Genomic DNA, 14,207 nt, shown 5'->3' with positions numbered 1-14,207 from the left:
CATTCGGGTTTTTGTTATTGCGGAGATTGTTTGGCAGATTTGAACATTCCGTTAGCAGCTCCGATTAAAGCACTTACTGTATGGACAATTCCAAACGTATAAAAATTAAGAAAAACGTGATTCGTATACTCATTTAATAGGGGGAAACGGTAGATTGTGGAACCAGGTGTCTTCGTATCACCGCCGAGGGATGCATACACATTATTTGAAAAATCATTGGCATAATAGATGAATGCCACTAACAGCGCAATTCCAAATACTAAATAAATCATACGCATAAGCTGATCCTTTGCGTTTCTGGCGCTTTCAGTAAAGAAGCGAAACGTAATAAATAAACTAAGTATAATAAATGGTGCAACAAGCGCTAAACCAAGAGCACCAAGATTTCCTCCATTTGCAACATCGTCCGGTTTTACCGTAAAAAAGTGCTGAATGATTAATACTCCAAATAAACTAATGCCCATACTTATGAGCCAACTAAGACGCAACATGTGAATCCTCCATTTCTCTTTTCACTATACAGTGTCATGCATTTCGTTTCAATGGAGGATCTACTATTCATTTAGTGGGAAAGTTCAGTATAATAGAGAAGAATGCAACTTAGGGGAGGTATATTCATGTTAAAAAAAGAAGAAGCAGTATTAGTACTGATTGATATTCAGGGGAAATTGGCGCAAGTTGTTGAGGAAAGCGCACTCGTTGTAGGTAATATTGCCACAATGGTACAAGGGGCAAAATTATTGGAATTACCTATTTTATGGCTTGAGCAATATCCAAAAGGGCTTGGTCCGACAGATGAGCGAGTTGCGGAGCATTTAACAGATGAAAAACCGATTGAAAAAATTACATTCAGTGCTTATGATACTGAGGAATTTGTACAAGCATTACAGCAAACAGGACGCAAGAAGATTTTATTGGCCGGAATTGAAGCCCATATTTGTGTGTATCAAACAGCAGCTCAATTACTGGAAAATGGTTATGAAGTCGAAGTGCTGGCAGACTGTGTGTCTTCACGCACAGCGAGTAATCGAGAGATAGGCATCCAGAAAATGATGCAGCTTGGTGCACGCGTAACTAGTGTGGAAATGGCATTATTCGAAATGCAGCAAGTAGCAAAAGGCGATGCATTTAAAGCAATTAGCAAATTAGTAAAATAAAAATAGGATTGGTTAGCGAAATTGGCCGCTAACCAATTTTTTTTATCCTCATTAACGGGGTCCCGTCTCTATGGGGGATGAGGAAACCCCCCACTAATTAAAGTTTCATTTTATTTAAAAAGGGGCAGTTTTTTCAAAGCGATACATACTGGTATTGCAATGATTAGTCCTACTGCATTTTGAACGAGATTTCCTGGAATTGATGCAAGTGGGATAATCCAGTTTCCATAGAGAACACGTTCACAAATATAATAACCTCCAAGCATAAATGGAACCGAGATAACGATAGCTGCTAAGTTATAAATAAAGCTTCCCCCATTTTTCCCATGCATTGTAGCAATTTTTCCTACAATATAGCCTTGCAGACCACGTGTAATGAATGTAAATGGTGCCCACAATGTCCATCCAGATAAAATATCGAACAGTGCCATACCGAATGCTCCGGCCAACGCACCCTTTTTTGGACCAAATAAGATTGCGATAATAAAGAGCATGGCAGACCCTAAATGAACAAGCCCTCCATTTGCAGCAATCGGCAAACGGATATTAATAAAAAATGTTGCTACGAATACAAGTGAAATAAGAAGACTCGTAATAATTAAATCTTTTGTTTTTTCTGATGAAGTAGAAATTGAACGTGATGATTCCATAATAATTGACGCTCCCTTGCTTGAAATTATCTCTCATATTAGCAATTTGTTGGCATCAGTAAAAGGTTCAAAAACAAACAATTTAACCAGGTCAGAAGATTTGCACAATATTATTTACGGATATGACGGGGACTGTCCCTCTGACAAACTGACAAATAAAAGCGCAGCAAATTATGAAAACAAATTTGCTGCGCTTTTAAATAGAGCGGTTATAGTACCAATTCACATTGCCGTTATTTAGTATTAGAATTCATCGTAGAATGTTTTTTTCCATACGTGAAATATACGATTATACCGATAATAAACCAAATTCCGCAAGCGATCCATGTGTGCAAGGAAAGTTGCGTAATCAGAAAAATACAAAGAATAAATGATAAGATTGGTAACACAGGATAAAATGGTACTTTAAATCGATCTTGCGGTAAGTTTTTATTTTTACGTAAATATAAAATGCCGGCAGAAACGAAAATAAATGCGACCAATGTACCCATATTTACAAGTTCCGCCAACAAGTCCAATGGAACAAATCCTGCAAAAAACGAAATAATCAATGTAAACAGCCACGTATTTTTAGCAGGCATTTTGCGCTTTTCACTTAGGTGTGCCAGCATTTTAGGCATTAAGCCGTCACGGGCAAAGGCCATTAATAATCGCGTCCCGCCATACATCATGACTAATATAACGGTCATCATGCCAATGACAGCACCAAGCGATATGATCCCCGCTGCCCATTCCTGGTCGATAACATGCATCGCGTACGATACAGGGTCGGTTACATTGAGGTCAGTATATGGAACAATCCCTGTCAGTACAAGTGAAACTACAATATACAATACTGTACAGACAAGCAGGGAACCGATAATTCCGATTGGCATATTCCGCTGTGGATTTTTTACTTCCGCCGCAGCAGAAGACACGGCATCAAAGCCTAAGTAAGCAAAAAATACGAGTGCAGCACCTGTGAATACACCGCTCATCCCAAATGGCAGGAAGGGTGTCCAGTTATCCGGCTTCACATAAAAGACGCCAACTACAATAAACAATAAAATAACGCCGAGTTTAATAGCAACCAATACTGCATTAAAACGAGTTGATTCTTTCATTCCTAATGAAAGTAAAGCACCAATCGCAAAGATAATTAAAATTGCAGGCAAGTTAATATAAGTACCGTTTTCAGGACTGAATGCCCCTGTCAATGCTACCGGTAAATGGATATTTAAACCTTCCAGCAGTGATACGAAATATCCTGACCAGCCTGTTGCCACGGCAGCAGTTGCGAGGCCGTATTCTAATAGTAATGCCCAGCCGACCAGCCATGCAATGATTTCACCAAAGACAATATAGCTATATGAATAGGCACTTCCTGCAACGGGTACAGTAGAAGAAAACTCAGAATAACATAGCGCGGCTAATGCACAAACGACTGCAGCAATCGTAAAGGAGAAGACAATCCCCGGGCCTGCATGGAGAGCAGAGACCGTCCCAGGTAAAATGAAAATGCCTGTACCGACAATGGCACCGACACCTAACATTATCAAATCGAAAGAACCCATTGTTTTAGGCAACTGCATATTTCCGCTTTTAAGTAAAAGGTCATTGATTGGTTTTTTTCTAAATATTTTTTTCATTGATACACCTATTTCTAATTTACAATAATCAAAATTTTATCATTATTTTTGTGGATAATAAACATGTTTATTGAGTTAAAGTGCTAAAGTATGGGCTTTGTCGAAAAAGGAAGAAATAACTCGAATAAAACAGTGAATAATGTTATTGTTAGTATTTAACAGAAAAAAATACCTACATTTAATAAAACTTATTTCTATAATTGTTTTTAAAAAATTTGTTCAAAATTACTGAACTATTTGTGGTTTTTATAAAAAGGTATATAATTTCGATATAGTATAAATATAGGAATTTTGCTTATGCATACTGAACACAGCACAAAGGAGTGCAATTAATGGAGAAGAAAATCCAAATTAAGCAGCCTAAATATCAAGTAATAGCAGAAGATATTGCCGCTAAAATTGTTGAAAAAAAATATGTTGTCGGGGAAAAGATTTATGCCCGTTCATCGCTTGCATCTCAATACAGTGTTTCATCGGAAACTGCTAGACGAGCAATTGCCGTTCTACAGGATTTAAATATAGTAGAAGCGACAAAGGGAAGCGGTGTTGTCATCGTTTCCTATGAAAATGCAGCTAAATACATTCAGCGGTTAACTGGTGTCAAATCAATAAGAGATTTACAAAAACAATTAACTGACAGTATTGAACGCCAAATTGATGAGTTGCATCATTTCCAGGATACATTAGGAGAAATGGTCAATCGGACAAGCAGATATCAATCGATTAACCCGTTTGTACCTTTTCAAATTGATATTACCGATAATTGCCCATTCCTATCAAAAAATGTTGGCGAAATTAATTTCTGGCAGGAAACAGGTGCTACAATAATTGGAATCAAAAAAGATCATGAGCTGATTGTTTCGCCTGGGCCATACGCAACATTGTCCGCGGGTGATACATTATTTTTTATCGGTAAAGAAGAATGCTATTCGAATGTAAAACACTTTTTACAGCTGGAAAGTAACAACTTTCAATCTGATTCGATATAGAGTGTCAAATTTTCAACAAAAACAAACTACTCCCTCATTGTATTTCGGGAGTAGTTTTTTCTGTTTAAGGGACTTTATTTCTAGTTGGATGTACATAAAAATCAATTCTCATTTGACAATAGTAACAACGTCTATTAATATAAAAGTTGTTGCTTTTAACAACCCGAGATAAATATAAAGTTGTTACTAGCATGAAATTAATTATTATTAGGAAGTGGATTATGGGGAAAATTAAAATTGACCGAGTCACTAAAGTATTTGGAAAAAATACATCACAGGCATTGAAGCTCGTGAAGCAAGAAAAATCCAAAGAACAGATTTTAAAAGAAACAAATGCTACTGTCGGTGTATATGAAGCAAGTTTGACAATTGAAGAAGGTGAGATTTTCGTAATTATGGGGCTTTCAGGAAGTGGGAAGTCTACATTGATCCGTTTACTCAATCGTCTCATTCAACCAACGAGTGGTGATATTTATATAGATGATCAAAATATTACAAAGCTCAATAAAAAGAGCCTGCAAGTTGTTCGCAGAGAAAAAATGAGCATGGTATTTCAAAACTTCGCATTATTCCCGCAACGTACCATTTTACAAAATGCAGAGTATGGCCTGGAAATCAGAGGCGTTCCGAAAGAGGAAAGACGATTAAAAGCAGAAAAGGCTTTACAGAATGCAGGGTTACTCTCCTATAAAGACCAGTATCCAGATCAATTATCAGGCGGTATGCAGCAGCGTGTAGGGCTTGCACGTGCTTTGGCAAATGATACAGAAATCATATTAATGGATGAAGCTTTTTCTGCTCTTGATCCGCTCATTCGTAAAGAAATGCAAGATGAGCTATTGGAGTTACAAGCTAATTTACAGAAAACAATTGTCTTTATTACACATGATTTAAATGAAGCGCTTCGTATTGGTGATCGTATTGCTATTATGAAGGATGGAAAAATCATGCAGGTAGGAACAGGGGAAGAAATTTTGACAAACCCTGCAAATGAATATGTCCGCTCATTCCTGGAAGATGTGGACCGTTCAAAAGTATTGACAGCGGAAAATGCGATGATTCGTCCAATGACAATCCAAATTGATCATGAAGGGCCAAAAGTTGCGTTGCAGCGTATGAGAGAAGATAAAGTAAGTGTCTTGCTCGCAGTAGATAAAGCCCGAAAATATTTAGGCTATATTACTGCAAATGATGCACTGGAGCTAGCGCAATCCGGTGAAAAATCACTGCAATCAATTTTACGTAACGATATGCCGATTGTTGAACCATCTACAGTCATACAGGATATTTTATCGGTTATTTCCGATTCTCCGACACCATTAGCTGTTGTAGAAGAAGGGAAACTGCGCGGAGTACTAATTCGTGGAGTTGTTTTAGAGTCGTTAGCCTCTGAAAAAAACGGAGGTGTAGACAATGAGTAAACTATTAAATTTAGCGACGCCATTACCAGTGGCGGAAAATGTGGAAAAGCTGATGGATATTGTAACAGATACGTTTTCAGCGCAATTCCGTTTTATTCAAAATAACGGTGAAGATTTGATGGATTTTGTAACATCCACATTAACTGCTATTCCACCATACGTATTTATTTTAATCATTGCCGTGTTAGCGTTTTTCGCAACAGGCAAAAAATTCGGCTTAGCCATCTTTTCAATCATTGGTTTACTATTCATTTTAAACCAAGGTTTATGGGAACAGCTTATGAATACATTTACACTCGTGTTGTTTTCAAGTTTAATCGCGATTGTAATTGGTATACCACTTGGTATCCTCATGTCGAAATCAAAAGTAGTAGAAGAAATTTTGAAACCAATTTTAGACTTTATGCAAACAATGCCAGGGTTCGTATATTTAATCCCAGCCGTTGCATTTTTCGGGATTGGTGTCGTACCAGGTGTATTTGCTTCAGTTATCTTCGCATTACCACCAACTGTACGTTTTACAAATCTCGGTATCCGTCAAGTTCCGACTCATTTAATCGAAGCGGCGGACTCTTATGGTAGTACTTTCACTCAAAAATTAGTAAAAGTAGAATTGCCACTTTCAAAATCTACAATTATGGCCGGTATTAACCAAACGGTACTTTTATCATTATCGATGGTCGTTATTGCATCAATGATCGGTGCGCCAGGTTTAGGTCGTGAAGTATTATCGGCTCTACAACGAGCACAAATCGGTAATGGATTTGTTGCGGGGATAAGTCTAGTAATCTTCGCTATTATTGTAGACCGTTTAACACAAAGTTTAAATAAACAAAAATCAAATGGGGGAAAGTAAAATGAAAAAATTAAAATGGATGCCTGCAGCAACAGCAATGAGTGCAGCGCTATTATTAGCTGCGTGTGGAGATGACACAACAGAGAAAAAAGAAACTTCATCTAAAGAAGATCTAGGTTCAATCGAATTAGCCTATGTAGAATGGGATTCTGAAGTTGCATCTACGTATGTAGTGGCAGAAGTACTGGAAAGTGTCGGCTATAACGTTGATATTACACCATTGGACAATGCCATCATGTGGGAAGCTGTATCAAAAGGTGAAGCAGATGCGATGGTATCTGGCTGGTTACCTGCTACACATGCTTCACAGTATGAAAAATACGGAGCAGACGTAGAAGATTTAGGACCAAACTTGCAAGGTGCCAAAATCGGTTTAGTTGTACCAAGCTATATGGAAGCAACATCAATTGCTGATTTATCGACTGAAGCGGCATCGACAATTACAGGCATTGAAGCAGGTGCAGGTGTAGTTGCAGCTGCTGAAAGAGCACTTGAAACGTATCCAAACTTGGAATCATGGTCATTACAACCATCATCATCGGGTGCGATGACAGTTGCTTTAGAACAAGCGATTAAAAATGAGGAAGATATCGTTGTGACAGGCTGGAGCCCACACTGGAAATTTGCCAATTATGATTTAAAATATTTGGAAGATCCTGAAGGCGTATTCGGCGGAGAAGAAAGCATTCACACATTTGTACGTCAAAATTTAGAAAAAGAGTCACCTGATGCTTTCAAGATTTTAGATGCCTTTGAATGGACAACAGAAGATATCGAAGAAGTTATGCTGAACATTTACTCAGGAACAAAACCTGAAGAAGCAGCACAACAATGGATTGAAGAAAATCAAGATGTTGTGAACAAATGGACAGAGGGCATTGAAAAGTAATTTAAAAAAGTTTTAGCTTAAATCAAAAGCGGTGCAAATTTTGAAATCTAAAATTTGCACCTTTTATTTTTTTATAGGAATTAAAAGACTCAATTTCCATTTGAGGGAAATTGAGTCTTTTTGTTTTTTACTTCGTATAGTTATCGAAATAACCTTGGATGTAGATCATTGGTGTTCCTTTATCGCCTGAACCTGAAGTTAAGTCAGATAATGAACCGATTAAATCTGTCAGCTTACGAGGTGTCGTACCTTGTGCGGCCATATTGCCAGTTAAATCTTCTTCTTTGTTGTTAATATAGTCTTTGATTGCTTCTTTCAGCTCTTCACCCTGCAAGTTAGCGAAATCGTTATCCGCTAAATATTTCAACTTGATCTCGTTTGGAGTACCGTCAAGACCTGGTGTGTAAGCAGGTGAGACAACAGGATCTGCAAGTTCCCAAATTTGGCCTACTGGATCTTTAAATGCACCATCACCGTAAATCATTACTTCTACAAGTTTCCCAGTAGCAGCCAATATTTTTGCTTGAATGTCATCAACAATCGGTTGACAGTTATCCGGGAATAATTTAATGCCATCTTCTGTCGATTTGTTTGATCCAAGTAATCCATATTTAGAGTTACAGCCAGATCCGTTTACAGATTCAGCTAAAATGTCGTCAAGACCAAACACTTTTTCTGCACCAGCAGCATTTAGAATACGTTTTGTACGGAAGCGAGAGTGAATATCGCAAGTTAAAATGCTTTTCGTATAATCTAAAATCGTTTTTGCATTGTTCGAGAAGATAACTTCTACTTCCGCGCCTTGTTCAACGATTAATTCTTTATAATATTCGATGTAGTCCACACCTGTAAATGTATGTTTGTTAAAACCGAAATGACCACGGAATTCAGCTTCTGTCAGTACATCTGTCCATGGATTGATGCCTTTTTCATCTAACTCATCCAATGATACTAAATGGTTGCCCACCTCATCTGATGGGTAGCTTAACATAAGAACGATTTTCTTCGTACCTGCTGCAATTCCTTTTAAAATGTTAGAGAAGCGGTTACGCGAAAGAATCGGGAAAATAACACCTACTGTATCATCTCCGAATTTGGCTTTTACATCTGATGCGATATCTGAAATTTTAGCGTAGTTTCCTTGTGCACGTGCAACAACAGATTCTGTTACAGTCACAATATCACGATTTTCAATTTCATAGCCTTCTGTCTTTGCAGCATTTAACGCTGTATCAACAACGATTTGAACAATATCGTCACCTTCATTAATAATTGGGCCACGAAGACCTCGTACAACCGTTCCTACTACACGTTCCAAAATAATCTCTCCTTCAATAGCTGTAAGTTATATTTTAATTGCTTTTGCTTACCTTTAAGCAAAACATAAGTAATCTCACAATGTTTACTATAACCTGTTCATGTGATATAAGTAAAATTAATAATTCTAATATCAGATATAAGTGAGGGTTATATGATAATAAAGTTAGAAGCATATCGCATATTCAATGAAGTAAGTCGCAGTAAAAGTTTTTCAAAGGCAGCGAATGCTTTATACATGACACAGCCGGCAGTTAGCCAGTCTATTTCTAAGCTTGAAAAAGAACTTGATACTATTTTATTTAATAGAACACCAAAAGGGGTAACCTTAACAGAAGAAGGTGAATTGTTACACGAATACGTTAATTCTGCTCTTGGTATTTTAGACGCGGGTGAAGAAAAAATGGCCGAATTTAAAAATCTGCGTACAGGCGTTTTACGTATAGGTGTAGGGGATACGATTTCAAGATACTTTTTACTGCCTTATTTAGAGTCATTTCATATTAGGTATCCTGGCATTAAACTAAAGGTTTTAAACGGTACAACGAATGAAATATTGGCTTTTATCAAATCAGGGGAAGCAGACTTGGGCATATGCAACTTACCGATTCAAGATCCCCAGCTTCAAGTTAGCCCCTGTAAGGAAATTCATGATATATTTGTGTGCGGACAAAAATATAAAAACTTATCAAAAAAGCCAATTCGCCTCGATATGCTCATGAAGCTGCCATTAATTTTTTTGGAGAGAAAGGCAAACTCTCGTAATTATGTGGAAAACTATCTAAAAGAACAAGGCTATACGATTTCACCTGAATTCGAATTAGGCTCACATGATTTAGTATTGGAATTTGCAAAAATCAATTTAGGTGTCGCAAGTGTAACAAAGGAGTTTGCGACCGATTACTTGGATAAAGGGCTTTTATATGAAATTGAGCTCCAACAGCCAATTCCTAAGCGCAGTTTAGGAATTGTCCATTTAAAAAATGTTTCACTCTCGAAGGCAACAAGGAAATTTATCGCTATTGTTGATCCGGGAATCATTCATTAATAGAAGAAAATGAGGAATAAATATGACAACTAATTTTAACGAATTTCCATTATCACCAGAATTGCAAAATGCACTTAAAGATTTGGATTACAGTACCCCAACTGAAGTTCAGCAAAAAGTATTGCCCCACGCATTAAAAGAACAGGATTTAATTGTGAAAGCACAAACAGGAAGCGGAAAAACTGCAGCATTCGCAATTCCCATTTGCGAAAACATTGAATGGATCGAAAACAAGCCACAAGCGCTCGTATTGACCCCGACACGTGAATTGGCTGTTCAAGTAAAAGAGGAGTTTACCAATATTGGGCGTTATAAACGTATTAAAGCTACTGCACTTTACGGAAAGCAGCCGTTCCGTTATCAACAGGACGAATTAAAGCAAAAAACACATATTGCAGTTGGTACGCCAGGACGTGTGCTGGACCATATCGAAAAGGGAACATTGAAGCTCGATAAAATTCGCTATGTTGTTCTTGATGAAGCAGACGAAATGCTCAACATGGGCTTTATCGAGCAAGTTGAAGCGATATTGGCACATGTAGAACATCGTGAAGTAATGATGCTGTTTTCTGCGACAGTACCAGAATCGATAAAAAAACTGGCTTCCAATTACTTAAATGATCCGGTTGATATCGAAGTACAATCTGAAGAGGCTGCGCCAAAAATTGAACATGCCGTTATTGAAGTGCAGGATGAGGAAAAAACAGCTGCTGTCGAAAAAATTGCAGTTGTGGAAAATCCGGATACGTGCATTATTTTCTGTCGTACAAAAGATCGGGTCGATGCATTGCATGATTATTTGTATGACCGAGAGTACAGTGTCGATAAGCTGCACGGCGGCATGGACCAGTCAACACGCTTACTTGTCATGAACGACTACAAGCGCGGAGATTTCCGTTATTTAGTGGCAACAGATGTTGCGGCACGCGGCATTGATATCGAGAATATTTCGTTAGTGATTAACTATGATTTACCGATGGAAAAAGAAGCGTATGTACATCGTACCGGTCGAACAGGACGTGCCGGCAAGGAAGGAAAAGCTGTTACGTTTGTAACACCATTTGAACATGATTTTCTTGCGGGGATTGAAGAACTGATCGGCTTTACGATTACGAAGGTGGATTTGCCGACACACGAGGAAGTTGAGGCAAAGGCCGAAGCGTTTGACAAAAAGATGCAGAGCCGACCACAAAAGAAAAAACAAAAGAATGCCAAAGTTGATGCAAACATTACGAAGCTTTATTTTAATGGCGGTAAGAAGAAAAAGCTGCGTGCTGTTGATTTTGTCGGAACAATTGCAAAGATTCCGGGGATGACCGCCGCTGATATCGGCATTATTACGATACTGGATACATCTACATTCGTAGAAATTCTAAATGGAAAAGGAAATCTCGTGTTAAAAGCGATGAAAACAACGCCTATTAAGGGCAAGCAATTAAAAGTGCACATCTCGACGAGCAATAACTAATAAAAAGTCGTATTGAACAGATGACGTTCAATACGACTTTTTTTATTGGTGAGGATCATCAGACACTAATATTAGTTCTGGTCCCCGTTTTTAATGAAGTACCATAATAAATTTGCAAGCTCGACATTTTCACCGGCATGCGGTGTGTTTACAAAAGCTTCCCGGAAAGGCTTAAGCATAGCTTCGATAACAGCAAGACGCAACTCGTTACGCTGCAGTTCATCCAGAATACTTTCAGTGAATTGAGTCCCCACCCTATTGTCGGTATCGAGTTTTAACTGGTCAAGGAATCCTTGAACCTTTTCGATTAAATCGTTCTTTGTAATCGACTGGTAAATTTTTTTCTCTTCGACTAGTTGAAGGGCATCCTGTGTAATGAGGATGTCGCCATTTTCCAACATAATAGGATAAATTGCTTTAACGTTACGTAATGCAATTTGCAAAATTTTCTTCTGGTCAATCATTTCACTGTAGAAGATACGGTGGGAATAGGTTAAATGGTGAACCATCGCAAAATATAAAATGGCAAGCTCTAGAGAATAGGGGCGAACTTCCTCGCCAAAAATATCTGTGAAACGATTGGATACCCACTCAATTTCTAATAGGCGATAGCGTTCCAATAAATGACGGAGCTCCTTGTCATTCGATTGAAAGATATTTTCGAACAAGGATACTAAGTTTTGCTTTTTATTGATTTGCATAAGAACGAGAATTTGTTCCAATAATAAGTTTTCATCGGTTATATCTTGATTTAGCAACATCTCATGTCGTAATAAGCTCGCTTCGTATCGGGTCTGTTCCATAATCGATTTAAAACATTCCACTTTAGATGAGAAATAATTATAAAATGTCCCTTTTGAAATAAGCGCTTTGTCTAAAATGTCTTGTATTGATGTTTCATGAAAGCCTTTTTCGATAAAAAGCTGCAATGCACTATCAAGCACCTGTCTTTTTCGTTGATTCATGAACTTCCTCCATATCAATTAAAACGATTTACTGTGCATATAACGTAATAAAAGTGAATTTTTTTGTACTATATACTCTGAATTGTACTCTCATTCTACTGTTTAAAGCGTGGATTCGCAATGTTTTTAGACTTCGAGTATAAAATTGTTGAATTTATTGGACTCCGAGTATAAAATAGTTCGAGTACAGAAATAGGAAGATTGAAAGATTAAAGAAGGGAAATAAAAATATGGAACAGACAAAAGATGTAAAAACATTTCAAAAACCCCCGTATTTAATGATTGCCGTATTATTTGTCGGGGCGTTTGTAGCATTTTTAAATAATACATTATTAAACGTAGCTTTACCGTCTATTATGACTGCTTTTGATATTAAAGATTATTCAACAGTACAATGGTTAGCGACAGGCTATATGCTTGTAAGCGGGGTATTGGTTCCTACTTCGGCGTATTTAATTACGAAGTTCAGAACAAGACCTTTATTCATTTTATCGATGGCGATTTTCGTTATTGGTACAGCATTGGCCTCATTTGCGCCTAGCTTCAGTTTTTTATTGGCAGGTCGTATGATTCAAGCTGCTGGGGCAGCAACGATGGCACCGATTTTAATGAACGTAATGCTGATCAGCTTCCCGGTTGAAAAACGCGGGCAGGCAATGGGGATGTTCGGTTTAGTTATGGTATTGGCACCAGCAATTGGACCAACACTATCAGGGTGGATTGTGGAACATTACGACTGGAGCGTTCTGTTTAAAATGATTCTTCCAATTGCCGTTTTATCACTTTTACTGGCAGTTTGGAAACTGGAAGATGTCCTTCCAAACCGTGATGCTAAAATAGATATACTTTCTATTGTATTGTCTACAATCGGTTTTGGCGGATTATTATACGGCTTCAGTACAGCTAGTTCAGCTGGCTGGTCAGCAGTAGAAGTATGGGGAACGATTACCGTAGGGGCAATTGGCTTAGCCTGGTTTATCATTCGTCAATTCCGCTTGGAACAACCTTTACTGGATTTACGTATTTACACATATCCTTCATACGCACTCGCATCTGTCGTATCGATGGTATTATCTGTAGCGATGTTCTCAGGGATGATTTTAACGCCTGCCTATGTACAGAGTGTTCGAGGAATCGAACCATTTGAAGCAGGATTAATGATGTTGCCAGGTGCAATTGTAATGGGGATTATGTCGCCGATTACAGGGAAATTATTCGACCGATTCGGACCACGTATTTTAGCGGTTGTCGGGTTAACGATTACAACATTAGCAACAATCGGATTAGGATATTTGGAAGTTGATTCAACTTATTTATTTATTATTTCAGTTTATACAATCCGTATGTTAGGTATTTCGATGGTCATGATGCCGATTATGACAAACGGATTAAATGCATTGCCAAACCGTTTAAATCCGCATGGTACGGCGATGAACAATACAGCTCAGCAAGTAGCAGGGGCAATTGGTACAGCTGTTTTAGTAACAGTTTTCAACTCACACACAAAAACACGTGCAGCTGAAATTGCAGCGGATATGCAAGCGAATGCTTCATCTGCAGTACAGCCGACTGCTGAGCAAATTGCACAAGCCCAAGCACAGGTAATGCAACAGGCAATGCTTGACGGGATTACGTACAGTTTCTTCGTAGCAGCAGCAGTTACAGTCGTAGCTTTAATTTTAGCGCTATTTATTAAGCGTGTAGACATAACGAAACGTGAAGACTTTACGGGAGCAGTACAAGAAAAAAAATAAAATAGTGAAACGGCAGGAGTTTTTGCTCCTGCCGTTTTTTTATTTGTTATACTTGGGTAAAATAC

General features: G+C 38.0%; 13 protein-coding genes. 8 read left to right on the top strand and 5 right to left on the bottom strand.

What is annotated here, in order from left to right; translation table 11 throughout:
• Window positions 1-14 precede the first annotated feature (14 nt).
• Complete coding sequence (locus tag MHB58_RS14005; RefSeq protein ID WP_014823152.1) at window positions 15-491, bottom strand: hypothetical protein; 477 nt, start codon at window positions 489-491, stop codon at window positions 15-17.
• A 126-nt stretch (window positions 492-617) separates the two neighbouring features.
• On the opposite strand from MHB58_RS14005, the gene MHB58_RS14000 reads away from it, so the two are divergent.
• Window positions 618-1,157 (top strand): hydrolase, encoded by a 540-nt coding sequence (locus MHB58_RS14000; protein ID WP_008404996.1) that lies wholly within the window; start codon window positions 618-620, stop codon window positions 1,155-1,157.
• Window positions 1,158-1,267: 110 nt separating this feature from the next.
• On the opposite strand, the gene MHB58_RS13995 is transcribed toward MHB58_RS14000, so the two are convergent.
• Together MHB58_RS13995 and MHB58_RS13990 are read right to left on the bottom strand one after the other, a co-directional pair.
• A complete protein-coding gene (locus tag MHB58_RS13995) occupies window positions 1,268-1,807 on the bottom strand; it encodes an ECF transporter S component (RefSeq protein WP_065215533.1) in 540 nt (179 codons plus the stop codon).
• A gap of 233 nt (window positions 1,808-2,040) precedes the next feature.
• Window positions 2,041-3,435: an amino acid permease gene (locus MHB58_RS13990; RefSeq protein ID WP_340735445.1), complete on the bottom strand. Its 1,395-nt coding sequence runs from the start codon at window positions 3,433-3,435 to the stop codon at window positions 2,041-2,043.
• Window positions 3,436-3,767: 332 nt separating this feature from the next.
• On the opposite strand from MHB58_RS13990, the gene MHB58_RS13985 reads away from it, so the two are divergent.
• From MHB58_RS13985 to MHB58_RS13970, 4 genes are all read left to right on the top strand, one after another.
• Window positions 3,768-4,424 (top strand): TrkA C-terminal domain-containing protein, encoded by a 657-nt coding sequence (locus MHB58_RS13985; RefSeq protein ID WP_008405004.1) that lies wholly within the window; start codon window positions 3,768-3,770, stop codon window positions 4,422-4,424.
• Window positions 4,425-4,645: 221 nt separating this feature from the next.
• The gene (locus MHB58_RS13980; protein ID WP_008405006.1) at window positions 4,646-5,845 is read left to right on the top strand and encodes a quaternary amine ABC transporter ATP-binding protein; all 1,200 of its coding nucleotides are present in this window, start codon (window positions 4,646-4,648) and stop codon (window positions 5,843-5,845) included.
• Entirely contained in the window at window positions 5,838-6,701 is an 864-nt protein-coding gene (locus MHB58_RS13975) for an ABC transporter permease (RefSeq protein ID WP_008405007.1), read from the top strand. Before MHB58_RS13980 ends, MHB58_RS13975 begins: the two co-directional genes overlap by 8 nt.
• 1 nt (window position 6,702) lies before the next feature.
• Window positions 6,703-7,590: a glycine betaine ABC transporter substrate-binding protein gene (locus MHB58_RS13970; RefSeq protein WP_008405008.1), complete on the top strand. Its 888-nt coding sequence runs from the start codon at window positions 6,703-6,705 to the stop codon at window positions 7,588-7,590.
• A 127-nt stretch (window positions 7,591-7,717) separates the two neighbouring features.
• On the opposite strand, the gene MHB58_RS13965 is transcribed toward MHB58_RS13970, so the two are convergent.
• Window positions 7,718-8,908, bottom strand: a complete 1,191-nt coding sequence (locus MHB58_RS13965) for a coenzyme F420-0:L-glutamate ligase (RefSeq protein ID WP_008405011.1) — start codon at window positions 8,906-8,908, stop codon at window positions 7,718-7,720.
• Between the two features lie 153 nt (window positions 8,909-9,061).
• Here MHB58_RS13965 and MHB58_RS13960 point away from each other — a divergent pair, with 153 nt between their 5' ends.
• On the top strand, window positions 9,062-9,955 hold the full coding sequence (locus MHB58_RS13960) for a LysR family transcriptional regulator (protein WP_008405012.1): 894 nt from the start codon (window positions 9,062-9,064) through the stop codon (window positions 9,953-9,955).
• A gap of 22 nt (window positions 9,956-9,977) precedes the next feature.
• Window positions 9,978-11,423 (top strand): DEAD/DEAH box helicase, encoded by a 1,446-nt coding sequence (locus MHB58_RS13955; protein WP_014823156.1) that lies wholly within the window; start codon window positions 9,978-9,980, stop codon window positions 11,421-11,423.
• Window positions 11,424-11,494: 71 nt separating this feature from the next.
• On the opposite strand, the gene MHB58_RS13950 is transcribed toward MHB58_RS13955, so the two are convergent.
• A complete protein-coding gene (locus tag MHB58_RS13950; protein WP_014823157.1) occupies window positions 11,495-12,388 on the bottom strand; it encodes a TetR/AcrR family transcriptional regulator in 894 nt (297 codons plus the stop codon).
• A gap of 230 nt (window positions 12,389-12,618) precedes the next feature.
• Between MHB58_RS13950 and MHB58_RS13945 the strand changes: the two genes are divergently transcribed.
• The gene (locus tag MHB58_RS13945) at window positions 12,619-14,142 is read left to right on the top strand and encodes a DHA2 family efflux MFS transporter permease subunit (RefSeq protein ID WP_008405015.1); all 1,524 of its coding nucleotides are present in this window, start codon (window positions 12,619-12,621) and stop codon (window positions 14,140-14,142) included.
• Window positions 14,143-14,207: the final 65 nt, after the last annotated feature.

This window comes from Solibacillus sp. FSL K6-1554 (assembly GCF_038005185.1).
GTDB lineage: Bacteria > Bacillota > Bacilli > Bacillales_A > Planococcaceae > Solibacillus > Solibacillus silvestris.
This window is presented reverse-complemented; position numbering and strand designations above follow the sequence as displayed.